Consider the following 22,884-nt stretch of genomic DNA (forward strand, 5'->3'; position numbering starts at 1 on the left):
GTCGAACAGTGCCGATAACTGCACGGTGCCGGACCGGAATTGACGGTCTCGCGTGATCCCGCACGATCCGGAGGGATCCGCGGGCCCACGGGGGACAGCGTGCGCGCGTGGGGAGGCGTCGTGGACGACTACGCGGGAAGGGTGCTCGCCGACCGCTACCGCCTGCCGCTGCCGCCGGGGGACGCGGACGCCGACGCCGACGCCCTGGCCGAGACGCGCGCCTTCGACACGTACAGCGGGCAGGAGGTCCTGGTCCGCCAGGTGCCGCTGCCGGAGTTCGTCGACGCCGAGGTGCTCGACGACGAGGGCGGCCGGGCCGGTCCCCACGGCGGCGCGGGGCGGGGGGCGACCCGCCGCCCGGCCGAGCCCGTCGTCCGCCGGGCCATCGAGGCGGCCCAGGCCGCCGCGCAGATCCCCGACCACCCCCTCCTCGACCAGGTCTTCGACGTCTTCGCGGAGGCCGGCTCGCTGTGGATAGTGAGCGAACGCGTGGCGGCCCGGCCGCTGGCCGCGCTCCTCGCCGAGCGCCCGCTGAACCCGTACCGGGCGGCCGAGATCGGCGCCGACGTCCTCACCGCCCTGCGCGCGCTCCACGCCCATGGCTGGGTGCACCGCAACATCACCTCAAGGACCGTGCTCGTCTGCGACGACGGCCGCGTGGTCCTCACGGGCCTCGCGGTGGGCGCCGCGGAGGAGGCCCTCTGCGGGTACGCGCCCGTACCGGAGCTGGAGCAGGAGGCACACGAGACCCCGTGGCGCCCGCCGGTGGAGGAGTACGGGGCGGAGGCGTACGACTCGGACGACGTCCAGGAGGGGTACGTCCAGGAGGCGTACGTCGAGGAGGGGTACGTCCAGGAGGGGTACGGCTCCGGGGCGTACGAGCAGGACGAGTACGGCTCCGGGGCGTACGGGGCCGAGCCCTACGAGGCGGAGGTCTACGAGGAGGCGGACCAGCACACCCCCTACGGGGCGGAGGCGGTCGAGGAACCGGCCGAGGGGGACCAGGGCGGGGACGCCGAGCCGTACGCCGCCGACGCGTACGCCGCCCACACCTCCGAGCAGCCGTACGGCTCCGACGCCTACGACCCCGACACCGACCCCGGACCCGACGACGACCCCGGCCCGCCCGGCGCCGCCTCCCCCTACGGGACCGGCACCGACCCCTACGGCCGTTCCGGCCACCCCGCCGCCGAGACGCGGCCCGCCGCCACGCCGCCCACCGCCGACGTGCGGGCCGCGCGGGCCGGGGCCATCGCCGCCTACCGGGCCGGGGCCCGCGCGGCCGCCCGGCTCGGCGAGAGCGGCGCGCTGCCCGTCCAGCGCCCCGCGCCGACGGACCCGCCCGAGCCGCCCCCGGCACCGACGGCGCAGGCGGCGGGCGCGCCCGAGCCCCAGTGGTGGGCACGGGTGGCGGACGACGAGGACGACGAGGACGACGGCGACGAGCCGTACGGCGGTGGCCCGCAGGCCGGTCCGCCGCCGCGCGTGATGCTGGCCGGCAGCTGGAGCGACGGCCCGCATGCCTCGCGGGACAGCTCCCCGCCGATCCCCGCCGGTGGCGGCCCCGTGCTGCCCGGCTCGGGGCGACCGGCCCTGCCCGCCGGGTACACGGCCGCGACCCCGGATCCCGCGCGCCTCCCGGTCCCCACCGGCGCCCGGGAGGAGGCGCCGGTCGTCATCCCCGCGCAGGCCGACCGCGGCCCCACCACCCGGCTCGCGGCCGAGCGGGCCCGGCAGACCCGTATCGCGGTCGTCGGCGCCGTCACCGAACGCTGGGCACCCGAACAGGCCGGTCCCGTCCACGAGAACTGGCGGCTCGCCCCGCCCATCGGCCCCGCCACCGATCTGTGGGCGCTCGGGGCGCTCCTCTACCGCGCCGTCCAGGGGCACGCCCCCTACCCGGAGGACAGCGCCGCCGAGCTCGTCCAGCTGGTCTGCGCCGAGCCGCCCGCCTTCGCCGAGGAGTGCGGTCCGCTCCGCCCGGTCGTCGAGTCCCTGCTGCGCCAGGACCCCACCGAGCGGCCGGACTTCGAGGAGCTGCGCGGCTGGCTGCGTTCCCTCGTGCGCTCCGCCCCGGAGCCGGAGTTCGGCGCCGGAGCCGTACCGCCGCCGTCCTTCGACGAGACGCGGCTGCCGATCGTGCGACGGCGGGGCGAGCTGGTGCGCCGCTGGCGCGGGGGAGCGGGCGCCGGCCGCCACCGCCACAAGCGCGGCAAGGACCCGCGCCCCACGGCCCACCGCGGGGACGCGCGCGAGGCCGCACCCGTAGGGGCCGGCCCCCGCGGGGAGTTCCGCGAGTCGTATCAGGAACGGGAGTCGTACCGGGAGCCGCACAGGGAGTCGTACCAGGAGTCGTTCCACGAGGAGATCCCTCAGCGCGCGCCCCGGTCGCCCCGTGCGCCGCGCCCGTCGTCCTCCAGGCCCCCGGGTTCCCCGCGCGCCCTCGGCCGTACGCTCCTGATCCTCGTCCTCCTCCTGCTCGGCGGCGCCGTCGCGTACGCCGTCCTCTTCATGCCCGGCGAGAGCGGGACACCCACCGGGACACCCACCGGGACACCTACCGGGACACCCACCGGGCCGGGGGCACCCACCGCCGCCGAGAGCCCGCGTACCACCCCGCCCCCGCCCACGGGCCGTCCGTCCGCGAGCACGGCACCGCCCACCGCCCCGCGCACCACTCCGCCCGCCGCGGATCCCTCGGCCCCCGCGCTCGCCGCCGGGTACACGGTGCGCCAGGACCCGGAGGGCTTCCGGATCGGGGTGCCGAACGGCTGGCGGCGCAGCCCGATCAACGATGCCGGGCAAGTCCGCTACACCGGCGGGGACTTCACGATGATCGTCGTCCCCGGCCGGGACAGCGTCCGTGACCACGGCTCCGACCCGCTGGAGTACCAGAGCGTCAAGGAGCGCGAGCTGGAGCCGTGGCGGGCGTCGAGCTGGTCGAAGGTGGAGAAGGCCCGCAGGGTGGACATCGGCCGGACGCCGACGGCCGAGGGTCACTACACCTGGCTGGACAGCACGGGCCGTGAGGTGTTCGTGCGCAATCTCGCCATGATCGACGGCGGCAGGTACCACGTCGTCCTCGTCATCGGTCCGGAGGGCGAGCGCGACAAGGTCTCCGAGATCTACGGCGAGGCCACGAAGGCGTTCCGACCGGGGCGCTGAACAGGGCGGGGCATCCATGAGCCCCGACCTGAGCGCCGGAGCGTCATCAGCCCCCGGTCACAGTGCTGTTCCTATGACCGCCCCGAGGTTCCGCCGCCCGTACCCCCCTCCGTAACCTGGCATCCGAAGGAACGGGCGGGGGCTAGTGGAACATTCTCAGAGCACAGGGGCGGGGCTGTTGCTCGCCGGTCGCTACCGGCTGGGCGAGTCCATCGGACGCGGCGGCATGGGCAAGGTCTGGCGTGCGCACGACGAGGTGCTGCACCGCGTGGTGGCGGTCAAGGAGCTGACGGCGGGCCGGTTCGTTGCCGAGGCCGACCGCCTCGTGCTGCACGCCCGTACGCAGAAGGAGGCGCGGGCCGCCGCGCGGATTACCCACCCGGGTGTGGTGACCGTCCATGACGTCCTGGAGCACGACGACCGGCCGTGGATCGTCATGCAGTACGTCGACGGGCCCTCGCTCGCCGACGCCGCCAAGGAGACGGGTGCGATCGAGCCGCGGGAGGCGGCCAGGATCGGGCTGCACGTGCTCGGCGCGCTGCGCGCCGCGCACGCGGCCGGAGTGCTGCACCGGGACGTCAAGCCGGGCAACGTGCTCCTCGCGCGCGACGGGCGCGTCCTGATCACCGACTTCGGGATCGCGGCGATCGAGGGGGACGCGACGATCACCCGGACCGGTGAACTCGTGGGCTCCATCGACTATCTGGCGCCCGAGCGGGTACGGGGCGGCGACCCGGGACCGGCCTCCGACCTCTGGTCCCTCGGCGCCACGCTGTACACGGCGGTGGAGGGCGCGTCGCCGTTCCGCCGCACCTCGCCGATCAGCACCATGCAGGCCGTGGTGGCCGAGGAGCCGCCGTACCCGGAGAAGGCGGGGCCGCTGGCCGCCGTCATCGTCGCCCTGCTGCGCAAGGACCCGGAGCAGCGGCCGCAGGCCGACGAGGCCGGGCGGATGCTGCTCGACGCGATGGAGGGCCGGACGTCGGAGGCGGCGCAGGCGTACGTACCGACCCAGCGCGTGGCCAGGGAGGACCTGGACCCGGTGGGGGACGGGCCCGGTCTCGGCCACGGTCTGGTGGAGCTGAGCGAGGAGGATGACGGGGAGAGGGCGCGGGACGCCACCGGACCGACGGGTACCTCCCGCGCATCCGTACCGGCGCGTACGGCCCAGTGGCCCCACCCGCCGCAGAGGCCCGACCAGACCCACCAGACCCACCAGACCCACCAGACCCATGGGGTCCATTCGTCGTACCAGCCCCATCAGCAGCATCAGCCCCACAACCCCCATCTGCCCCACCCCGCCTCCTCCCCGCCCACTGCGGTGACGCCCCCCGCCTCTCCCGCGTCGGCCGCCGGCCGGGGCCGTTGGCGTACCTCCGTCCTCGCGGCCGTGCTCGCCGGGCTCGTCGCGGGCGGCGCCGTCTTCGTCGCCATGAACTACGCGGGCGGCGACCAGGGCGGTGACGGCGGGCGGACCTCGGCCACCGGCCCCGCCCCCTCCACCACCGCCGACGGCACGTCGAACGACGTACCGGCCGGCTGGCACCGCGTCCACGACCCAGAGGGCTTCAGCCTGCTCGTACCGCAGGGCTGGAAGCGCCAGACGGAGGGCGACCAGATCGACTACACCCCGGACAACGGCAACCACCGCATCCGGATCAGCATCGACCGGAGCCCCGACTTCGAGAACCCGTACATGCACGCCCTGGACCTGGAGCGCGTCCTGGAGAAGCGGATGGACTACACCCGGATCAAGCTCAATCAGGTCACCTACCGCGACCAGGTCAGCTCCGCCCAGTGGGAGTTCACCTGGACCGAGAAGAAGGACTTCCCCGGGCCGCGGCACGCGATCGACCTCATGTACTACGAGGACGACGGCACCGAGTACGCCCTCTACATGTCCTCGCCGGAGTCGAGCTGGGAGACCACCCGCGAGCAGTTCGACATCGTCACCCAGCACTGGCGGGCGCCGGGCGACTGACCCCTTCGGACAATCTCGGAGGAGGGCCTCCTTCCGTCATGAGCCCCTGATCAGGGCTTATGTGCCAGTGATCGCTGGCGCGATGTGTGTACCCGGTGAAAACGCGTTACCGACGGGTACCCAAAGGGCGGAACGCCGCCTACGCTCGCCCTCATGACGGACTCGCAGGCCCCCGCCGCCCCCTCGGTTCCCGACGCCCCCGCCGCGAAGGCCGGAGCACCCGCCGCGGCGACCAACCCGGTCGCGCCCTCGCCCGCCGGCGCGCGTACCGCCGCCGACGTCGTGACGCCCGAGGTGGTCGCCCGGCTCACCCGCGGTGTCGTCGGCTCCGGCCGTACCGCCAACCACACCCCGTTCACCGGGGAGAAGCTGGCGGACCTGCCCGAGTCCACCCCGGAGGACGTCGCCGAGGCCTTCGCGCGCGCCCGCGCCGCCCAGGAGGCCTGGGCCGCCACCCCGGTCAAGGCCCGCGCCGCCGTCCTCCTCCGCTTCCACGACCTGGTCCTCCAGCGTCAGGCCGAGGTCCTCGACCTCATCCAGCTGGAGACCGGCAAGGCCCGCCTGCACGCCCACGAGGAGGTGCAGGCGGTGGCCGTCGCCGCCCGCCACTACGGCCGCAAGGCCCCCTCGTATCTGCGCCCCCGTCACCACACCGGCGTCGTCCCGACCCTCACCAAGGTCACCGAACTGCGCCAGCCCCGCGGGGTCGTCGGCCAGATCGCCCCCTGGAACTACCCGCTGGAGCTCTCCGTCGGCGACGCGCTCCCCGCCTTCGTCTCGGGCAACGCCGTCGTCATGAAGCCCGACACGGAGACCGCCCTCACCGCGCTCTGGGCCCGTGACCTGCTCATCGAGGCCGGCCTGCCCGCCGAGGTCTTCCAGGTCGTCCTCGGCGAGGGACCGGTCGTCGGGCCCGAGGTCGTCAAGCACGCCGACTACGTCTCCTTCACCGGCTCCACCCGCACCGGCCGCGAGGTCGCCCAGGGTGCCGCCGCCCGGCTCGTCGGCGTCTCCCTCGAACTCGGCGGCAAGAACGCGATGCTCGTCCTGAAGGACGCCGACATCGAGAAGGCCGCCGCCGGCGCCGTCCGCGCCTGCTTCTCCTCCGCCGGCCAGCTCTGCATCTCCATCGAGCGCCTGTACGTCCACGAGTCCGTCGCCGACGACTTCCTCGCCCGCTTCGCCGCCCGTACGAAGGCGATGCGGCTCGGGAACTCGCTCGCGTACGGCGCCGACATGGGCTCCCTCGTCGGCGAGCGCCAGCTGGAGACCGTCACGAAGCACGTCGAGGAGGCAGTCGCCAAGGGCGCCACGCTCGTCGCCGGCGGCGTCGCCCGCCCCGACATCGGCCCCCTCTTCTACGAGCCGACCATCCTCGACGGCGTGGAGGCCCCGATGGCCGTCTGCACCGAGGAGACCTTCGGTCCGGTCGTCTCCGTCTACCGCTTCACCGACGAGGACGAGGTCATCGCCCTCTCCAACGCCACCCCGTACGGCCTGAACTCCTCCGTCTGGACGAAGGACTCGCGCCGCGGCCACGCCGTCGCGGCCCGCCTGCGCACCGGCACCGTCAACATCAACGAGGGGTACGCCCCCGCCTACGGCAGCGTGCAGTCCCCGATGGGCGGCATGAAGGACTCCGGGCTCGGCCGGCGCCACGGCTCGGAGGGCATCCTCAAGTACACCGAGGCCCAGACCGTCGCCCAGCAGCGGCTCATGCCCCTCGCGCCCTCCTTCGGGATGGACGACGAGAAGTACGCCGCGTTCATGAGCGTGTCCCTGAAGGCGATGAAGGCCCTGCGCCTGCGCTGACGCCCTTTCCTTTTCACACCTTTTCGTACGAGGAGAGCCATGGCCGCGGTACCCCCTACCCAAAATCAGGAGAACACCGAGAGCGCCGACGACGCCGCGTACGACTACGACGTCCTCGTCGTCGGCTCCGGCTTCGGCGGTTCGGTCACCGCCCTCCGTCTCACCGAGAAGGGCTACCGGGTCGGCGTCCTCGAAGCAGGTCGCCGCTTCACCCGGGAGAGCCTGCCGAAGAACTCCTGGGACGTGAAGAACTTCCTGTGGGCCCCCGCGCTCGGTCTCTACGGCATCCAGCGCATCCACCTGCTCGGCAACGTCATGGTGCTCGCGGGCGCCGGCGTCGGCGGCGGCTCCCTCAACTACGCCAACACCCTCTACGTACCGCCCAAGCCGTTCTTCGACGACCCGCAGTGGAAGGACATCACGGACTGGCAGGACGAGCTGCGGCCGTACTACGACCAGGCGCAGCGCATGCTCGGCGTCCGGCTCAACCCGACGACGACCCCCTCCGACGTGCACCTCAAGGCCGCCGCCCAGGCGATGGGCATCGGCGACACCTTCCACATGGCACCGGTCGGCGTCTTCTTCGGGGACGGTGACGACGCCGACGGAACGGCGAAGGCGAAGCCGGGCAGCGAGGTCGCCGACCCGTACTTCGGCGGCGCCGGACCCGCCCGGCGCGCCTGCACGGAATGCGGCGAGTGCATGACCGGCTGCCGTCACGGCGCCAAGAACACCCTCAACGAGAACTACCTCCACCTCGCCGAGAAGGCGGGCGCCACCGTCCACCCGATGACCACGGTCGTCACCGTCACCGAGGACTCACGGGGCGGCTTCGCCGTGAAGACCCTCCCCACCGACCGGCGGCGAAAGGGACAGGGGCGGACGTTCACGGCCCGCCGGGTGGTGATCGCGGCAGGCACGTACGGCACCCAGACCCTGCTGCACCGGATGAAGGACAGCGGGCTGCTGCCCCGGATCTCGCACCGGCTCGGCGAACTCACCCGTACCAACTCCGAGGGCCTCGTCGGCGCGCAGACCACCGACCGCCGCTACCGGAAGAAGTTCGGCAAGGAGAAGGCCGACTTCACGCGCGGCGTCGCCATCACCTCCTCGGTCCACCCCGACGCCAACACCCACATCGAACCGGTGCGCTACGGCAAGGGCTCCAACTCCATGGGCAGCCTCACCGTCCTCCAGGTGCCCTACGGGGCCCACCGGGTGCGCAACTGGTTCCTCAACCTGATCAAGCACCCCGCCCTGGCCGCCCGCTCCCTCTCCAACTGGCACTGGTCGGAGCGGACCATCATCGGCCTGGTCATGCAGTCCCTCGACAACTCCCTGACGACCTACCGCAAGCCCGGCGGCCTCGGAAAGGGCCTGCTCACAGCCCGCCAGGGGCACGGCGCGCCGAACCCGGTGCAGATCCCGGAGGCCACCCGGGCCGCCACCCTCCTCGCCGAGGAGATCAACGGCTTCGCCGGCTCCAACATCGGCGAACTGATGGGCACCCCGCTCACCGCCCACTTCCTGGGCGGCTGCCCGATCGGCGCCGACGCCGAGACCGGCGTCATCGACCCGTACCACCGGCTCTACGGCCACCCCGGGATCTCCGTCGTCGACGGGGCCGCCGTCTCGGCCAACCTCGGCGTCAACCCGTCCCTGACGATCACGGCCCAGGCCGAGCGGGCCATGTCCTTCTGGCCGAACAAGGGCGAGGAGGACACCCGCCCGCGGCAGGGGGAGGCGTACGTACGGCTCGCGGCGATCGAACCGAAGTCCCCCGCGGTCCCGGCCGAGGCCTTCGGCGCCCTGCGGCTGCCGTTCCTCGGAATGCCCGCGGTCCCGCCGAGGAAGGCCGACGCTGCCGGGACGGCCTGACACGGCCGGGCCGACCCGGTTCGGGACGGGACACAGGAAAGGGCGCTGCACCCCCCTCCGAGTGCAGCGCCCTTACCAGTTCTGGTGATGCTGCATAGATGACCCGTGACCGCCGGGATTGGTTGTAGCGGTTGCATGGGATCTTTGTGTGACGCGCGTCACGTTCTCTTCGGGGTCTTCTCCGGGCTTCTTTCGGGGCGCGCACAGAGAAGGGCCCCGCGCCCGCGACTTCCGGTCGCGGCGGCACGGGGCCCTCAGGGGTCGGCACCGGTGACAGGGCAGCGGCGGTGCCGAGCGGGGCGGCGCCGGGAGGTCGCGCCGCGTGGGGAGGAAGGACAGGAGGACGGGGAAGGCGGGGAGGATCGGAAGATCGGCCGGTTGCGGCCGGCCCCGGGCGTCCCCGGGACCGACCGCCCTTTTGGGTGACCGGGCTGCTGTCCCCTGCTGTCCGGTCACAAGCGCTGGTGCGAGGTCCCACGACGTACCGGAGTACGCCACACGCCCCAGCGAAGCCACGCGTGGTTTCTTACGGGCCCGCCCCTGGCTGGCACGGACACCAGGACCAACGAAGCCGGGTCCGAGCCGGTCACGCGCCGTACGGGTGAGAGCGGGCCCGAACTCAGATGCGGGCACCCACCCCGAAGCCGCGCGGGGACGTAGGGGCCCCCGCAGCTGCCCGAGCGACCCCGAAGCCGGGCAAAGGCGCACCCGGCTGGTAGCCGCGAGGCGGCCTCCTCGTCGCCCGGGCTCTCAGATGCGCCCCCGGCACAGCTCCAACATCGTCATCGCCAGCGTCGTGCCCGGCTTGCCCAGCGCGTCCCGGTAGTGGCCGAGGACCTCCATCTCGCGCGCCAGGTTCACCCGGCGGCCGCCGGAGGAGATCCGGGCCTCCTGGATCACGGCCGAGACGGCCATCCGTTCCTGGATCAACCCGATGATCCGGTCGTCGAGCGCGTCGATGCGCTCACGGGAGTCGCCGATCAGCGCCGCCGCCTCGTCGGTGCGGGCGCCGGTCTTCTCGGTCTCGGTCAGTGCGGTCATGGTGGGCTCCTCGTGAGGTAGGGGTGTCGGGAGACCCTGGGCCGGTCCGGCCCGGAAACAGCAGAACGCCCCGGGCCTTGTCGGCCCGGGGCGCCTGGGAAGTCGCTTGTCAGTTGCTCAAGCAGCACGACCATGGCAGCCGGTGGGCCGGTTGCCATAGGTAAAGACGAAGGTCGTGAGCTCGCGCATGACGACAGTATGGACCCCGCCGCCGAGCCGGAGCCAAACCGGGTTCGGATGGTGAGACGAAAAGCGTCACTGGCGCGCCGGTAGAATCGACATATAGCCCCCCCTCTTTCGGGGGACCCTCCCTACCGCCGGAAGGCCGCCGTAGTGTCATCAGCGACTCCCGCTGCCGCGCCCGACGTCTCCAACCCGGACGTAGTCCTCGTTGTCGACTTCGGCGCCCAGTACGCCCAGCTCATCGCCCGCCGTGTCCGTGAGGCCCGGGTCTACAGCGAGATCGTCCCGTCCACCATGCCGGTGGCCGAGATGCTGGCCAAGAACCCGAAGGCGATCATCCTCTCCGGCGGCCCGTCCTCCGTGTACGCGGAGGGCGCCCCCCGTCTCGACCGCGCGCTCTTCGAGGCGGGTGTCCCCGTCTTCGGCATGTGCTACGGCTTCCAGCTGATGGCGACGACCCTCGGTGGCACCGTCGACAACACCGGTGCCCGCGAGTACGGCCGGACCCCGCTGCACGTCTCCAAGGCCGGCTCCACCCTCTTCGAGGGCACGCCGGTCGAGCAGTCCGTGTGGATGTCGCACGGCGACGCCTGCTCCGCCGCTCCCGAGGGCTTCTCCGTCACCGCGTCCACGGACGTCGTGCCGGTCGCCGCCTTCGAGAACGACGAGAAGAAGCTGTACGGCGTCCAGTACCACCCCGAGGTCATGCACTCCACGCACGGCCAGCAGATCCTGGAGCACTTCCTCTACCGCGGCGCCGGCATCGAGCCGAGCTGGACCACGGGCAACGTGATCGACGAGCAGGTCGCGGCCATCCGCGCCCAGGTCGGCGACAAGCGCGCCATCTGCGGCCTCTCCGGCGGCGTCGACTCCGCCGTGGCCGCCGCGCTCGTCCAGAAGGCCATCGGCTCGCAGCTCACCTGCGTCTACGTCGACCACGGCCTGATGCGCAAGAACGAGACCGAGCAGGTCGAGAAGGACTTCGTCGCCTCGACCGGCGTCAACCTCAAGGTCGTCGACGCGCAGGACCGCTTCCTCGCCGCCCTCGCCGGGGTCTCCGACCCCGAGGAGAAGCGGAAGATCATCGGCCGCGAGTTCATCCGCGTCTTCGAGCAGGCCCAGGCCGAGATCGTCGCCGAGTCGGCGGGCACCGGCGAGGACGTCGCCTTCCTCGTCCAGGGCACGCTGTACCCGGACATCGTCGAGTCCGGCGGCGGCACCGGCACCGCCAACATCAAGTCCCACCACAATGTGGGCGGCCTCCCCGAGGACCTGGAGTTCGAGCTCGTCGAGCCGCTGCGCCAGCTCTTCAAGGACGAGGTCCGCATGGTCGGCCAGGAGCTCGGCCTGCCCGAGGAGATCGTCCAGCGCCAGCCGTTCCCCGGCCCCGGCCTCGGCATCCGCATCGTCGGCGAGGTCACCAAGGAGCGCCTGGACCTGCTGCGCGAGGCCGACGCCATCGCCCGCGAGGAGCTCACCGCGGCCGGCCTCGACCGCGAGATCTGGCAGTGCCCGGTCGTCCTGCTCGCCGACGTCCGCTCCGTGGGCGTCCAGGGCGACGGCCGCACCTACGGTCACCCGATCGTGCTGCGCCCCGTCTCCTCCGAGGACGCCATGACGGCGGACTGGTCGCGCCTGCCGTACGACGTGCTGGCGAAGATCTCGACCCGCATCACCAACGAGGTCGAGGACGTCAACCGCGTCGTCCTCGACATCACCAGCAAGCCGCCGGGCACCATCGAGTGGGAGTAGTCGCTCCCGCTGAGGTGTGAGGCCGTCGTCCCGGTAGCCCGGGGCGGCGGCTTCGTCGTGTCCGGGCTCTGGTGACTTGCCCGACCGGGCGTTACCTTCCGGCGCATGAGCGCGATACCCGAACCCGTCCCCGTCGACCGGCTCCACTTCGCCCTGCCGCCCGTCCACGCGACGGCCGAGGAGGAACGCGTCCACCGCAAGCAGCGGCTCGCGGGCGCGCTCCGGCTCTTCGGACGGTTCGGCTACGAGGAGGGCGTCTCGGGCCACATCACCGCTCGCGACCCCGAGTACCCCGACGCGTTCTGGGTGAACCCCTTCGGGGCGCCGTTCGAGGAGGTGACCGCGAGCGACCTCATCCTGGTCAACGGCGAAGGACAGGTCCTCCGGGGCGGCCGGCACGTGAACCAGGCCGCGTTCACCGTGCACGCCCAGGTCCACCGGGCCCGGCCCGACGTCGTCGCCGTCGCCCACACCCACTCCCTCCACGGGCGGACCCTCGCCGCGCTCGGCGAACTCCTCGACCCGATCACCCAGGAGGCCTGCGCCTTCTACCAGGACCACGCCCTCTACGACGCCTACACCGGCGTCACCGTCGACGCCGAGGAGGCCCGCCGGATCGCCGTCGCCCTCGGCGCCTTCAAGGCGATCGTGCTCCGCAACCACGGGGTGCTCACCGTCGGCACCTCCGTCGACGCGGCGGCCTGGTGGTTCATCGCCGTCGAGCGCTGCGCGCAGGTGCAGCTGGCCGCGCGGGCGGCCGGCAAACCCGTCCTGATCGACCACCGCGAGGCCGTCGCCACCCGCGAACAGCTCGGCGGCGACCTCGTCGCCTGGATCAACTACCAGCCCCTGTGGCGCAGGATCAGCCGAGCGGAGCCCGAACTCCTGTCGTAACACCATCGCTTCACCTTTCTGTACGTCAATGAGATGGCGCGGCTATCACTCTTCGGCGGGGCGCGCGCGGCAGGCGCGGAAGCCGCCGGTGCGGCACAATTCCGGGGAACCGACGACCGGTTGGCCCTTTGGGCGCCCGGTCCATGTCGGGCAGTGAGCTCGGGAAGTGAGCACCGTGGCGGTTCAAGAGGCGAGACAGTACGGCGAGCACGCGACGGCCTGTGCCGGCTGCGCCCACTGCGGACAGGCCGGCCACCGCCGCGCCGTCGCCGCCTTCCTCGCCCGGCGCGACGAACTGGCCGCCGGACACGGCGTCCCCGCCGCCGTCGCGCACTCCCCGGTCGCCGCCCGCCAGTGGGTCTCCGACGAGCTCGCCCAGTCCGCCCGCGCGGTGGCCGTACGAGACCGGGAGGCCGGCGCGGCCTGGCTCGACCGCGTACGGCGCGGAGGCCTCGGCGTCGTCTGGGGCGCCGCCCTCGCCCTCCTCCTAGGCCAGGCCCTCACCGCCGTCGGGGACGGCTGGACCGGCGCCCGCACAGCCGGCCTCTGCACTGCCCTGGTCCTCGCCGTCCTCCTCAGCGTCGCGGCCCACACCCACCGCTCCCGAGGCGGGCTCCTCGCCCCTCTCATCGGCGAGGACAACCGGCTCTCCACCACCCGCGCCGTCGCCGCCGCCTGGCTCCTGCTCCTCGGCTACACCCTCCTCTTCCTCGCCTTCCGATCGCCGGGCGCGACCGCCTTCGGTCTGGCCCGGGGCGCCGGTCTGCTGACCGCCCTGGCCCTGGTGTCGGCCGTCACGGTGGCCGCCCGCCTCGTGGTGACGGCGGGAATCGCGGCCCGCCGCCTCCAGAAGGTGCGCGCCGACCGCCCGCGAGCCGCCGATCTCCTCTGCGACGACAACGGCCGGGCCGACCTCGCCGACGTCCAGTACCTCCTCGTCTCCTGCTCCGTCCTCGTCCTGGCGGCCACCGGACTCGCCCGCCACCCCTCCGGGCTCCCCGAGGTGCCCTGGTCCCTGGTGCTCCTCCTCGGAGGCTCGGCGGCCTGGCACCTCGCCGCCAAGTGCACCGAGGGCGTCCGCCCCGCCATCCACTCGGTGGTCCGGTCCCGGGAGGCGGGCGACCTCGACGCCCCGATCCGGACGGGCGACGACATCGAGATCCGCGGCTGCGGCTTCGTCCCGCCCGGCGCCTGCGCCCCCGACCCGCTGACCCGGCTCGTCGTCCGCATCGGCCCCGTCCACGCCCATGTGCCGCTGGTCCCGGTCCCGGGCGGCTTCGCCAACCCCACCGACACCTCCCTGACCGTCCCCCTGCCGGCCGACGTGGAACCGGGCCGGGTGGAGGTCTCGGTCGTGACGGCGGCGGGCGTGGAGACCAACCGGGTCACGATCGACGTCGTGGACTGAGCGTCCGGCCCCCTTCCCGTATCCCCGGAGCTCGTGGGCGAGGAGAATCGTTCCGCGAACAGTCGTACGGGGCGTGGAGAGGTGACCGACGATGACGGGACAGGCGAACCGGACGGACGACACGGGTGACGGCCCCCAGGGCCCCGGTGACACCGGCCGCTCCGCCGAGGAGAAGACCCACCCCGACCGGCGCGGGGCCGCCCGTGCCCGCTGGACAGCCGTCCTCGACCGGTGGAAGGCGGTCGCCTCCCGCTACGCACTCCTCCCGCTCCGCCTCTTCCTCGGCATCACCTTCATCTACGCCGGTCTGGACAAACTCACCGACGCCGCTTTCCTCGCCGACACCGGCAGCGGCTCCATCGGCGAGACGATGCGCGGCGTCCGGGACAGCTCAGCCATCCCCGCCCTGGTCGACCTCGCCCTCAGGAACCCCACCGGATTCGGCTACGCCATCTCCATCGGAGAACTCGCCGTCGGGATCGGAACCCTGCTGGGCCTCTTCGCGCGACTGGCGGCCCTCGGGGGCGCGCTGATCTCGCTGAGCCTCTGGCTGACCGTGAGCTGGCAGGTGCAGCCGTACTACCTCGGCAACGACCTCGCCTATCTGATGGCCTGGCTCCCGCTGCTGCTGGCAGGAGCGTCCGTACTGTCGCTGGACAGGCTCCTCGCCGAACGGCGCCGTATTCGATAGGCGACCCAGGTCGCGAAGCCGGCCGCTCCCAGGCCACCGCAGAGCACCGGGATCACCACGTACCAGGGGGTCGTCCAGGACCCGGTGGCGTCCCCCGCGTACACGGCGGCCAGGGCGAGGGCGGTGAGGCCGACGAGCAGCCGGCCGGGGCGGAACTCATGAAGCAGCACGGGTGACCTCCACCTGTCCGATGCCGACCTCGAGCGAGAGGTCCAGGGTGCCCGCCGGGGTGGTCCCGGCCGGCGGGTTGAGCGTGCGGTTCTCCGTACGGTCCGGCGAGATGTCGATGTCGTTGGGGGGCTGACCCGGCATCTGCAGATCACCGAGGCCCACCTCGGCGCGCACCTTCACGACCGCGTCGTTCGGGACGATCACCTTGAGCTGCCCGGCGCCCACCCCGGCCGACGTCGAGATCGTCGTGCCCGCCGGCACCGAGAGCCGGGACAGATCGAGCGTGCCGATTCCGGTGCCCACCTCGTAGTGGGGCTGCACGGCGGTGATCGCGGCCGGCTCCCATGTCTCGCGGATCCATTCCGTGGAGATCCGGTCGGGCAGGGCCGTGGCCAGCGCAAGCAGGCCCGCCGTGAGCACGGTGTGGAAGATCGTGCCGAACCCCGTCCGGCCCAGGAAGCTGCTGACGACAAGACCGAGACCGAACACCGCGAGGGCGGCGACCAGACCGGTCTGCACGCTCGTGCCGAGCGGCTCGGTCTCCCAGGTCAGCGCGGTGCCGAGAACGGCCGCGACCATGGCGAGCAGATGGACGAGACCGCCGATGGAGAGCGGACTGCGCCGGACCGAGGGCGTGGGACGCCCGGGGGCCGAACGATCGGGACCCCACTGGCCGCCGGGCTTCGGCACCTCGCCGTCCACCCGGCCGTCCTCGTCCAGGAGACCGTGCGGCCCCCACAGGTAGCCCACGGCCACCTTGCCCGTCGAGCCGTCCTTGACTATCGGGTCCTTCCACCACGAGGGGAACTCGACCAGCGGTGGGGCCTTCGTCTCGGGCGGGGCCTCCGCGACCGCGAGGGCCGCCGCGGCCGACTCCACCCGGCCCTCGGGCTCCACCGCGCCGACCTGCCGGCGCCGCGACCAGACCGCCGCCGCGCACACCGCGAACGACAGCAGGAGAGCGGACCCCAGCATCGTCCCGCTGTGCAGCATCGACAGGAAGATCCCGCAGCCCACCAGGGCCATGAGGACCGCGGCCAGCGAACCGCCGGAGACCCGGCCGGTCAGCAGTCTGCGCCCCTCGCTCTCCTCCTCGTCCGCGAGCGGGATCAGCAGCCACGCGAAGCCGTAGAAGATCAGCCCGAGGCCGCCCGGCACCGACAGCACACCGACCGCGACGCGGAAGATCACCGGGTCCATGTCGAAGTGCCGGCCGAGGCCACCGCAGACTCCGCCCACGACCTTGCTGCCGCGCGAGCGCCGCAGGGGCGGGGCGGTGACGGCCTCCGCCGGCGGCGGGGCCACGTGCTGCGAAGGCATCGAACTCGTCATGCCTCCATGGTGACGGCCGGTGACGTCGAAAGGCACCGGGGCCGACCCTGGCCCGACCCTGATATTCGGCACCCCTCCCTCCCCGAGGCGGTACCAGGGACGATCTCAGGGCAGACCCTGATGCCCCGGGCCCGCCCCACGTGTGACGATCGGTGCATGTCCGCAGCCGCTCGTGTCACCGAGACCGACGAACCGCCCGTGCGCAGGCTCTACAGGAGCGCCGACGGGCGGTGGCTCGGCGGTGTCGCCCGCGGACTCGCCGGACACCTCGGGCTGCCCGTTGTCTGGGTGCGGGTGGTCTTTGTCGCCCTCTTCCTCGCGGACGGCCTCGGCCTCCTGCTCTACGCGGCGTTCTGGATCGTCGTCCCGCTCGGCGTCGGCGGCCGGACCGCCCCGCGGCCCGTCTTCGAGATCACCCCCGACGGGCGCCGAAGACTGCGCAAGCCCGATCGCGGACAGGTCGTCGCGCTGATGGCCCTCGCGATCGGCGGCGCGGTCCTTGTCGGGAGCATCAGCTTCGAGAACGAGTCCGGGAGGTACATCTGGCCCCTGATCCTCGTCTGCGGCGGCGTCACCCTGGTCTGGCGCCAGGCGGACAACGCCCGGCGGGCCAGTTGGACCGACGGCGGGCGCCACAGCCGCGCCTTCCATCTCGCACGCGGCCTCGCCGGCGTCGCCCTGGTCGGCACCGGTCTCGCGGTCTTCGTGGTGGTCCGCGGCTCCGTCGCCCAGCTCGGCACGGCCCTCACCGCCGCCGTCGCGGTGCTCACCGGGATAGCCCTGCTCGCCGGTCCGTGGCTCGTGCGGATGTCGCAGGACCTCACGGAGGAGCGGACCATGCGCATCCGTGCCCAGGAGCGCGCCGAGGTGGCGGCCCACGTCCACGACTCCGTGCTGCACACGCTCACCCTGATCCAGCGCAACGCCGACGACGGGGGCGAGGTGCGCCGCCTCGCCCGGGCCCAGGAGCGGGAGCTGCGGAACTGGCTCTACAAGCCCGAGGGCACCGGCAGGGACGAGGAGCCCGACACCCTCGCCGAGGCGGTGAAGAAGGCCGCGGCCGAGGTCGAGGACAAACACGGAGTCCCTCTCGAAGTGGTCGTCGTCGGCGACTGCCCGCTCGACGACGGACTGGTCGCGCAGATGCAGGCCGCGCGCGAGGCGATGGTCAACGCCGCCAAGTACGGTGGCGAGGGCGGCGCCGTGCAGGTGTACGCGGAGGTGGAGGGCCGCACGGTCTTCGTCTCGGTGCGGGACCGGGGGCCGGGCTTCGATCTGGACGCGGTGCCCGAGGACAGGATGGGCGTACGAGAATCGATCATCGGCCGGATGCAGCGCAACGGCGGCACCGCCCGGCTGCGGTCCGTGCCGGGCGGGGGCACCGAAGTGGAGCTTGAGATGGAGAGGGCGGACGGATGAGCGACGAGACCGGGGCAGCTACCGGGACCGATGCGGGGGCGGCGGGCACGGAGCGCCGGGTGCGGGTGGTGCTCGTCGACGACCACCGGATGTTCCGTACGGGCGTGCAGGCCGAGATCGGCAGGACCGAGGTCACCGGCGTCGAGGTGGTCGGAGAGGCCGCCGACGTCGACCAGGCGGTCACCGTCATCACGGCGACCCGCCCCGAGGTCGTCCTCCTCGACGTGCACCTCCCGGGCGGCGGCGGGGTGGAGGTGCTGCGGCGCTGCGCGAGCCTGATGGGTGCGGCGGAGGACCCGGTCCGCTTCCTGGCCCTCTCGGTCTCGGACGCGGCGGAGGACGTGATCGGGGTGATCCGGGGCGGGGCCCGTGGCTACGTCACCAAGACGATCACCGGCACCGATCTGGTCGACTCGATCTTCCGGGTCCAGGAGGGTGACGCCGTCTTCTCCCCCCGGCTCGCCGGGTTCGTCCTGGACGCCTTCGCGTCGACGGACGCGCCGCCGGTGGACGAGGACCTGGACCGGCTGACCCAGCGGGAGCGGGAGGTGCTGCGGCTGATCGCCCGGGGATACGCGTACAAGGAGATCGCCAAGCAGCTCTACATCTCGGTGAAGACGGTCGAGTCGCACGTCTCGGCGGTGCTGCGGAAGCTCCAGCTCTCCAACCGCCACGAGCTGACCCGCTGGGCCACCGCCCGCCGCCTGGTCTGAGCCCGTCCTCAGCCCACTCGGGTCGCTCCGGCGAAGGGCATCTCGTCGATCGGGGCGATCCGGATCGGGGCGCCCGGCCGGGGAGCGTGGATCATCTGGCCGCCGCCGATGTAGAGCCCGACGTGGCTGATCCCGGAGTAGAAGAAGACGAGGTCGCCGGGGGCGAGCTCGGAGCGGGAGACACGCCGGCCGGCGTTGATCTGGGTGTACGTGGTGCGGGGCAGGGAGACGCCGGCCGCGCGCCAGGCCGCCTGGGTGAGGCCCGAGCAGTCGTACCCGGAGGGACCCGTCGCCCCCCACACGTACGGCTTGCCGAGCTGGGCGCGGGCGAAGGAGATGGCCTCGGCGGCCCGGGTGTTCGGGGCGGTCACCGGTCCCCGCTCGCCTCCCGCGGAGCGGTCGGCCCGCACCGTGGTGGAGCCGCCGGAGGGGGTCGGAGCGGCGGTGCCGCCGTTCCCCGCCGAGGTGGCGGAGCCGTCCCGGGCGGCGGTGGCGGCCTCGTACCGGGCCCGTTCCTCCGCGGTCAGCCGGGCGAGCAGGGTCCGCGCCGCCCGCAGCTTGTCGAGCACGGCCGTCTTCTGGCGCCGCAGCTCCGCCTCGTGCCCGCGCAGCGCCGTCAGGCGTCCCGCCGACTCCTCGCGCAGCTGCCGGATCGCGGCGAGCTCCCGCCGCGCGGCGCCGACGGCGACCGCCTGCCGGTCCCCGGCCCTCTCGGCGAGCGCGGCCCGCTCCAGGTACTCGTCGGGGGCGGAGGTGAGAGCGAGCTGTACCGCGGGGTCGAGGCCTCCGGAGCGGTACTGGGCGGCGGCCATGGCGCCGAGCGCGTCCCGCGCGGTGTTGAGCCGCTGGGTTCTGCGGGCGGCCTCGTCGCGCAGCCGGTCGAAGGCGGCGCGGGCCTCGTCCGCCTTCTCCTCGGCCCCGTTGTACCGCTCGGTCGCGACCTCGGCCTCCTCGTAGAGGCGGTCGACCTTCGCCTTGATCTGAGCGGTGGTGGGCCGGGGGTCCGCGTGTCCGGACCCGTCGAAGAGCGTCGCGGTCGCGGCGGAGGCGAGGGCGAGCGTGGCGGCGGTGCGGACCGCCTGACCACCGCGGGGCGACTGCTTGGGTTTTCGGTGTGCTGCCACGAGGGCGGGTCACATCCTCTGCCTGGGGGGAACGGGCCCACCGGGCCGACGGCGGGCCGCACAGGGGGACGGTCCGCCGCCGGGTTTCTCGGCGGGGGTGACCGACAGCCGCCGGAGCGCCGACGGTGGTGGGGAGCCGGCCACCTGGTGGAGGACGCTAAACCTGGGGTCACGCCCCGGCGGTGAGTTGACCGCTATTGGCGAGAGTTGACGGCCGGAGACCGGACTCTTTCGCCCGGGAGGACGGGCCGGGGGACAATCCGGTGGTCGGCCGACCGAAGCGCCGGAGTGCGTGCACCCGGCCCCAGGACGGTGCTAAGGCCCCGGTTAGGCTCCGCTCCATGGACGTACTCATCAATGTCTTCGTCGCCCTGCACATCATCGGTATCGCCTCCCTGCTGGGCGGATTCCTCACCCAGATGAAGGCGATGGGCGCCGGTACGGCCCGCTTCAGCCCCGCGATGCTGCACGGCGCGCTGCTCATGCTGGTCACGGGCGTCGCGCTCGTCGGTCTGAACCAGGCCGACGACCAGACCGTGAACAACATCAAGATCGGCGTCAAGCTGGCGGTGCTCGTCGTCATCCTCGGCCTCGTCTACGTCAAGCGCGACGAGGAGAGGATCGACAAGGGCCTCTTCGCCACCGTCGGCGCTCTGACCACGGCGAACATCTTCATCGCGACCCTCTGGACGTGACGCGCGGCACCCGGGCGGCGACGGGGGAGCCCCCGGGTGTGACCGGTTCCGCAGGCCTGTGAGGAAGGCGGGTCCCCAAGGCGGGCCCGGATGTCGGTGGGGCGTCCTAGACTCGTGAGGCGATGAGCAGCCTCTTTGACGACAGCTTCCTGGCCGGCCTCCAGAACCACTCCTCGGAGGAGCCCCCGCCCCATCCCGAGGACCACGAGCACGGCTCACCGGGTGCGGAGGAGGTCCCGCACGACCTCTTCGGGGAGCACTTCGACGTGCCCCCGCCCGCCCGGGACCCGTACTACCGGGACGGTGCCCCGCGCCCCGTCGTGGACCCCGCCGCGCTCCTGGACGGGCTGAACGAGCAGCAGCGCGCCGCCGTCGTCCACACCGACACCCCGCTGCTCATCGTCGCGGGCGCCGGCTCCGGCAAGACCCGGGTGCTCACCCACCGCATCGCCCACCTCCTGGGCACACGGCACGTGCACCCCGGCCAGATACTGGCGATCACCTTCACGAACAAGGCCGCCGGCGAGATGAAGGAGCGCGTCGAGCAGCTCGTCGGACCGCGGGCGAACGCGATGTGGGTCATGACCTTCCACAGCGCCTGCGTCCGCATCCTGCGCCGCGAGTCGAAGAAGCTGGGCTTCACCTCCTCCTTCTCGATCTACGACGCCGCCGACTCCAAGCGGCTGATGTCCCTGGTCTGCCGTGACCTGGACCTCGACCCGAAGAAGTTCCCGCCGAAGTCGTTCAGCGCCAAGATCTCGAACCTCAAGAACGAGCTGATCGACGAGGAGACCTTCGCCGACCAGGCCGTCGACGGCTTCGAGAAGACGCTCGCCGAGGCGTACCGGATGTACCAGGCGCGGCTGCGCGAGGCCAACGCCCTGGACTTCGACGACATCATCATGACGACGGTCCACCTGCTCCAGGCGTTCCCCGACGTCGCCGAGCACTACCGCCGCCGCTTCCGCCACGTCCTCGTCGACGAGTACCAGGACACCAACCACGCCCAGTACACCCTCGTACGGGAGCTCGTCGGCACCGGCTACGAGGACCTCGGCCCGGCCGAGCTGTGCGTCGTCGGTGACGCCGACCAGTCGATCTACGCCTTCCGCGGCGCGACCATCCGGAACATCCTCCAGTTCGAGGAGGACTACCCGGACGCGACCACGATCCTCCTGGAGCAGAACTACCGCTCCACGCAGACGATCCTCTCCGCCGCCAACGCCGTCATCGAGCGCAACGAGTCCCGCCGCCCCAAGAACCTGTGGACGAACGCGGGCGCGGGCGCGCAGATCACCGGCTACGTCGCGGACACCGAGCACGACGAGGCCCAGTTCGTCGCCGACGAGATCGACCGGCTGACGGACGCGGGCGAGGCCAAGGCCGGGGACGTCGCCGTCTTCTACCGGACCAACGCCCAGTCCCGTGTCTTCGAAGAGATCTTCATCCGCGTCGGACTGCCCTACAAGGTCGTCGGCGGCGTGCGCTTCTACGAGCGCAAGGAGGTCAGGGACGTCCTCGCGTACCTGCGGGTCCTCGCCAACCCCGAGGACAACGTCCCGCTGCGCCGCATCCTCAACGTCCCCAAGCGGGGCATCGGCGAGCGCGCCGAGGCGATGATCGACGCCCTCTCGCTCCGCGAGAAGATCACCTTCCCGCAGGCCCTCAAGCGGGTCGACGAGGCGTACGGCATGGCCGCCCGCTCGGCGAACGCCGTCAAGCGGTTCAACGTGCTGATGGACGAGCTGCGCACCGTCGTCGAGTCCGGCGCGGGACCGGCCGTCGTCCTGGAGGCCGTCCTGGAGCGCACGGGCTATCTGGCCGAGCTCCAGGCCTCGACCGACCCGCAGGACGAGACCCGGATCGAGAACCTCCAGGAACTCGCCGCCGTCGCCCTCGAGTTCGAGCAGGAGCGCGGCGAGGAGCCCGCGACCCTCGCCGAGTTCCTGGAGAAGGTCGCGCTCGTCGCCGACTCCGACCAGATCCCGGACGAGGACGAGGAGGGCAGGGGCGTCATCACCCTGATGACGCTGCACACCGCCAAGGGCCTCGAGTTCCCCGTGGTGTTCCTCACCGGCATGGAGGACGGCGTCTTCCCGCACATGCGCGCCCTCGGGCAGGCGAAGGAGCTGGAGGAGGAGCGCCGCCTCGCGTACGTCGGCATCACGCGCGCGCGTGAGCGGCTCTACCTCACGCGGTCGTCGATGCGCAGCGCCTGGGGGCAGCCCTCGTACAACCCGGCCTCGCGTTTCCTGGAGGAGATCCCGCCCACGTACCTGGAGTGGAAGCGGACCGGTCCGATGGCGAAGCCCGCCGGGCCGACCTCGGGGATCACCTCCTCGCTCTCCTCCTCGCGGGCGCGCTCCGGCCCCTCGGGCTTCGCCACCCGACGCGCCGGCGGGGACAAGCCGGTGATCTCGCTCCAGGTCGGCGACCGGGTCACGCACGACCAGTTCGGACTCGGCACGGTCATGGCGATGAAGGGCGCGGGCGCCGACGCCGAGGCGACGATCGACTTCGGTGACGAGAAGCCGAAGCGGCTGCTGCTGCGGTACGCGCCGGTCGAGAAGCTGTAGAGAGTAGAGCGGGTACGGGAGAGGCCCCGGACGGAAGTCCGGGGCCTCT

15 protein-coding genes are annotated in these 22,884 nt (G+C 72.6%); 12 read left to right on the top strand and 3 right to left on the bottom strand.

The window, feature by feature from the left end; genetic code table 11:
* The first annotated feature begins 120 nt into the window (after positions 1–120).
* From ACZ4VK_RS16205 to ACZ4VK_RS16220, 4 genes are all read left to right on the top strand, one after another.
* A complete protein-coding gene (locus tag ACZ4VK_RS16205) occupies positions 121–3,165 on the top strand; it encodes a protein kinase (RefSeq protein WP_468352649.1) in 3,045 nt (1,014 codons plus the stop codon).
* Positions 3,166–3,310: 145 nt separating this feature from the next.
* Entirely contained in the window at positions 3,311–5,146 is a 1,836-nt protein-coding gene (locus ACZ4VK_RS16210) for a serine/threonine-protein kinase (RefSeq protein ID WP_468352650.1), read from the top strand.
* A 153-nt stretch (positions 5,147–5,299) separates the two neighbouring features.
* Positions 5,300–6,958 (top strand): succinic semialdehyde dehydrogenase, encoded by a 1,659-nt coding sequence (locus ACZ4VK_RS16215; RefSeq protein ID WP_468352652.1) that lies wholly within the window; start codon positions 5,300–5,302, stop codon positions 6,956–6,958.
* Between the two features lie 39 nt (positions 6,959–6,997).
* The gene (locus tag ACZ4VK_RS16220; RefSeq protein WP_468352653.1) at positions 6,998–8,836 is read left to right on the top strand and encodes a GMC oxidoreductase; all 1,839 of its coding nucleotides are present in this window, start codon (positions 6,998–7,000) and stop codon (positions 8,834–8,836) included.
* A gap of 750 nt (positions 8,837–9,586) precedes the next feature.
* On the opposite strand, the gene ACZ4VK_RS16225 is transcribed toward ACZ4VK_RS16220, so the two are convergent.
* Positions 9,587–9,877 (bottom strand): chorismate mutase, encoded by a 291-nt coding sequence (locus tag ACZ4VK_RS16225; RefSeq protein WP_389680832.1) that lies wholly within the window; start codon positions 9,875–9,877, stop codon positions 9,587–9,589.
* Positions 9,878–10,210: 333 nt separating this feature from the next.
* Here ACZ4VK_RS16225 and guaA point away from each other — a divergent pair, with 333 nt between their 5' ends.
* The 4 genes from guaA to ACZ4VK_RS16245 all read left to right on the top strand — a co-directional run bounded on the left by guaA (position 10,211) and on the right by ACZ4VK_RS16245 (position 14,805).
* The gene (gene guaA, locus ACZ4VK_RS16230) at positions 10,211–11,812 is read left to right on the top strand and encodes a glutamine-hydrolyzing GMP synthase (protein WP_468352655.1); all 1,602 of its coding nucleotides are present in this window, start codon (positions 10,211–10,213) and stop codon (positions 11,810–11,812) included.
* A gap of 105 nt (positions 11,813–11,917) precedes the next feature.
* The gene (locus ACZ4VK_RS16235; protein WP_468352657.1) at positions 11,918–12,706 is read left to right on the top strand and encodes a class II aldolase/adducin family protein; all 789 of its coding nucleotides are present in this window, start codon (positions 11,918–11,920) and stop codon (positions 12,704–12,706) included.
* Positions 12,707–12,881: 175 nt separating this feature from the next.
* Positions 12,882–14,114: a hypothetical protein gene (locus tag ACZ4VK_RS16240; RefSeq protein WP_468352659.1), complete on the top strand. Its 1,233-nt coding sequence runs from the start codon at positions 12,882–12,884 to the stop codon at positions 14,112–14,114.
* A 91-nt stretch (positions 14,115–14,205) separates the two neighbouring features.
* On the top strand, positions 14,206–14,805 hold the full coding sequence (locus tag ACZ4VK_RS16245) for a DoxX family protein (protein WP_468352661.1): 600 nt from the start codon (positions 14,206–14,208) through the stop codon (positions 14,803–14,805).
* 156 nt (positions 14,806–14,961) lie between these two features.
* Here the strand turns inward: ACZ4VK_RS16245 and ACZ4VK_RS16250 are convergent, their stop codons facing one another.
* On the bottom strand, positions 14,962–16,308 hold the full coding sequence (locus ACZ4VK_RS16250; RefSeq protein ID WP_468352662.1) for a PspC domain-containing protein: 1,347 nt from the start codon (positions 16,306–16,308) through the stop codon (positions 14,962–14,964).
* A gap of 156 nt (positions 16,309–16,464) precedes the next feature.
* On the opposite strand from ACZ4VK_RS16250, the gene ACZ4VK_RS16255 reads away from it, so the two are divergent.
* Positions 16,465–17,727, top strand: coding sequence for a PspC domain-containing protein (locus tag ACZ4VK_RS16255; RefSeq protein WP_468352663.1), 1,263 nt, complete (start codon positions 16,465–16,467; stop codon positions 17,725–17,727).
* Positions 17,724–18,440 (top strand): LuxR C-terminal-related transcriptional regulator, encoded by a 717-nt coding sequence (locus tag ACZ4VK_RS16260; protein ID WP_389680825.1) that lies wholly within the window; start codon positions 17,724–17,726, stop codon positions 18,438–18,440. The genes ACZ4VK_RS16255 and ACZ4VK_RS16260 overlap by 4 nt, the downstream gene beginning before the upstream one ends.
* A gap of 8 nt (positions 18,441–18,448) precedes the next feature.
* Here ACZ4VK_RS16260 and ACZ4VK_RS16265 read toward each other — a convergent pair whose 3' ends face one another.
* Complete coding sequence (locus ACZ4VK_RS16265) at positions 18,449–19,564, bottom strand: C40 family peptidase (RefSeq protein WP_468352666.1); 1,116 nt, start codon at positions 19,562–19,564, stop codon at positions 18,449–18,451.
* 341 nt (positions 19,565–19,905) lie between these two features.
* Between ACZ4VK_RS16265 and ACZ4VK_RS16270 the strand changes: the two genes are divergently transcribed.
* Together ACZ4VK_RS16270 and pcrA are read left to right on the top strand one after the other, a co-directional pair.
* Positions 19,906–20,259 carry a hypothetical protein gene (locus tag ACZ4VK_RS16270; RefSeq protein ID WP_468352668.1) on the top strand — a complete coding sequence of 118 codons (354 nt, stop codon included), beginning with the start codon at positions 19,906–19,908 and terminating at the stop codon, positions 20,257–20,259.
* Positions 20,260–20,381: 122 nt separating this feature from the next.
* Entirely contained in the window at positions 20,382–22,835 is a 2,454-nt protein-coding gene (gene pcrA / locus ACZ4VK_RS16275) for a DNA helicase PcrA (RefSeq protein WP_468352670.1), read from the top strand.
* Positions 22,836–22,884 lie beyond the last annotated feature (49 nt).

This window comes from Streptomyces sp. NPDC028711 (genome assembly GCF_055565415.1).

Bases quoted from the DNA above. Each gene is read 5' to 3' on its own strand.
- ACZ4VK_RS16215 (WP_468352652.1), top strand. From the start codon at position 5,300: ATGACGGACTCGCAGGCCCCCGCCGCCCCCTCGGTTCCCGACGCCCCC.
- ACZ4VK_RS16220 (WP_468352653.1), top strand. From the start codon at position 6,998: ATGGCCGCGGTACCCCCTACCCAAAATCAGGAGAACACCGAGAGCGCC.
- ACZ4VK_RS16225 (WP_389680832.1), bottom strand. From the start codon at position 9,877: ATGACCGCACTGACCGAGACCGAGAAGACCGGCGCCCGCACCGACGAG.
- ACZ4VK_RS16235 (WP_468352657.1), top strand. From the start codon at position 11,918: ATGAGCGCGATACCCGAACCCGTCCCCGTCGACCGGCTCCACTTCGCC.
- ACZ4VK_RS16245 (WP_468352661.1), top strand. From the start codon at position 14,206: ATGACGGGACAGGCGAACCGGACGGACGACACGGGTGACGGCCCCCAG.
- ACZ4VK_RS16250 (WP_468352662.1), bottom strand. From the start codon at position 16,308: ATGACGAGTTCGATGCCTTCGCAGCACGTGGCCCCGCCGCCGGCGGAG.
- ACZ4VK_RS16255 (WP_468352663.1), top strand. From the start codon at position 16,465: ATGTCCGCAGCCGCTCGTGTCACCGAGACCGACGAACCGCCCGTGCGC.
- ACZ4VK_RS16260 (WP_389680825.1), top strand. From the start codon at position 17,724: ATGAGCGACGAGACCGGGGCAGCTACCGGGACCGATGCGGGGGCGGCG.
- ACZ4VK_RS16270 (WP_468352668.1), top strand. From the start codon at position 19,906: ATGGACGTACTCATCAATGTCTTCGTCGCCCTGCACATCATCGGTATC.
- pcrA (WP_468352670.1), top strand. From the start codon at position 20,382: ATGAGCAGCCTCTTTGACGACAGCTTCCTGGCCGGCCTCCAGAACCAC.